Raw genomic sequence first — 2,089 nt, forward strand, 5'->3', positions numbered from 1 at the left:
CCGCGCGCCCCCGCCGCGGGGATCCGCGCCCGCCGCTCCGCCGCCGGCGTCCCCAGGGCGTCGCCATCGAACAGCGCGGCCGGGCGGGGGAACCGGTCGCTGGCGGGCGCCCGCCGCAGCGCCGGCGGCCGGGCCGCGCCCCGCGCCTCGCGGATGTGCGGCGCCGCCTGGACCCCGGCCGGGCCGCCGGAGGACATCAGGCAGGCCAGCGACCGCACCCGGCCGGGATGGCGGGCGGCGACGATCTGGGCGATCCGCCCGCCCATGGAATAGCCGAGCAGATGGACGCGGCCGAGGCCCAGCGCGTCGATCAGCCCGACCGTGTCCGCCGCCATGTCGTACAGGGTGTAGGGCGTCTCGGCGCCGTCCTGGTCGGACCGGCAAGGGCCGAACTTGGCCGACAGGCCGGTGTCGCGATTGTCGAAGACGACGACGTGATGCGCTGCGGCCAGCGCATCGATCAGCGGCTTCGGCCAGTCGATCAGCTACTGCGCCAGGCCCTGCACCAGCAGGATCGGCGGCCGGCCGGGATCGCCGAACCGCTCGACCTCGAAGGACAGATCCCCGACCGCCATCTGCGTCATGTCATGCTCCTGGTTCCATGCCGGCATGGTGATCGCGGCGCCGGCCTTGAGACAACCGTCTCTGCCTCTCCCGATTGTCATGCCACGGCTTGACCGTGGCATCCAGGGGCGGTCGGAGCGGCTCCTTGTGGCCCCTGGATTGCCCGGTCGAGCCGGGCAATGACACTAGAAGCGAGGCCTGACCTCAATCTGCCATCCCCAGTCAGCAAATCTGCAATTGCGAATTACTTGCATTTAACCTAAGGTCCCGGCGTTTCTCGTTCCGGGGGTGAAATCAAGGGATGGCCGAGCAGGATCGGTCCTCGCTGCTGGTGCTGCTGAGGCACCATTATCAGGAGCTGCTGCGCCATCTCACGCGCCGGCTCGGCAGCGCCAGTGCGGCGGCGGACGTGGCCCAGGACACCTGGCTGCGGCTGCATCGGGCCGAGACCATGCCGGAGCTGCAGAATCCCCAGGCTTACCTGTTCCGCGTCGCCGACAACCTGGCCCGCGACCGGATCCGGGGCGATGCCGCCCGGGCCCGCACCCTGCTGCCGGCCGAATTCGGCGACGACCAGCCCTGCGACGCGCCGGGGGCGGAGGCGGTGCTCGACCACCGCCAGCGGCTGCGCATCCTGGAACAGGCGGTGGCGGAGCTGCCGCCGAAATGCCGAGAGGTGTTCCTGCTGCACAAATTCGACGGGCTGAGCCATGGCGAGATCGCCCGCCGGCTGGAAATTTCCAAGAGCATGGTCGAGAAGCATGTGATGAAGGCGCTGGCCCACTGCCGCGACCGCATGCGAGGCCTGCTCGATTGATCATGGGGAGGTGAGGGGGCGGCCGCCCGGTTTCGTCATCCTATCGGGCCCAGTGCCCGAAGCGGACCAGATCGCCCCCCGATCGACGGAAGACATGCCCGAGACCATGGATCTCCATCCCCAGCACAGCGCCCGGGACCAGGCCCTCGAATGGTTTGTCCGGTTGAATGCCGGCGACGCCTCGGCCGCGGATCGCATCGCGTTCCAGACCTGGCTCGGCGCCGATCCGGCCCATCGCCGGGAATTCGACGCCTTGGCCCGGATCTGGGCCGATCTCGACCATATTGCCGACCCGCGGCCGCAGCCGGTGGTGCGCCTTCGTTCGCCACTGTTCGGCCGCCGCCGCGTCCTGGCCGGCGGCCTGGCCTTTGCCGGGCTCGGCGGGGTGGTGGCGCTGACCGGGCTGCCGACGGCGCTGACCAGCGACATCTGGACCGGCACCGGCGAGCTGCGGACGGTGATGCTGGAGGACGGCACCCAGGTGGACCTCGATGCCGACACCGCGCTGTCGCTGGCGTTCTCGCCGGCGCTGCGCCAGGTCTCGCTCGACCGCGGCCGGGCCCAGTTCACGGTGGCCAAGGATGCGGCGCGTCCGTTCCGGGTCGCCGCCGGGCCGGGGCGCAGCACCGCGCTCGGCACCCAGTTCGTGGTGCATCGCCGGGATGACGAGGTCACGGTCGCCGTGACCGAAAGCGCCGTCTCGGTCGC

At 71.0% G+C, this 2,089-nt stretch carries 3 protein-coding genes; 2 read left to right on the forward strand and 1 reads right to left on the reverse strand.

The window, feature by feature from the left end; translation table 11 throughout:
* On the reverse strand, positions 1–485 hold a 485-nt coding region (locus AC3XYG_RS23210; protein WP_489142237.1), incomplete at its 3' end, for an alpha/beta fold hydrolase.
* 380 nt (positions 486–865) lie between these two features.
* Between AC3XYG_RS23210 and AC3XYG_RS23215 the strand changes: the two genes are divergently transcribed.
* Positions 866–1,381: a sigma-70 family RNA polymerase sigma factor gene (locus AC3XYG_RS23215; RefSeq protein WP_489142235.1), complete on the forward strand. Its 516-nt coding sequence runs from the start codon at positions 866–868 to the stop codon at positions 1,379–1,381.
* Positions 1,382–1,487: 106 nt separating this feature from the next.
* Positions 1,488–2,089: FecR family protein (locus AC3XYG_RS23220; protein WP_489142236.1), on the forward strand; the 602-nt coding region annotated here is incomplete at its 3' end.

This window comes from Inquilinus sp. (assembly GCF_057815775.1).

What these genes read in the sequence shown, in the direction of transcription:
- AC3XYG_RS23215 (WP_489142235.1), top strand. Translation starts at nt 866, where the DNA reads ATGGCCGAGCAGGATCGGTCCTCGCTGCTGGTGCTGCTGAGGCACCAT.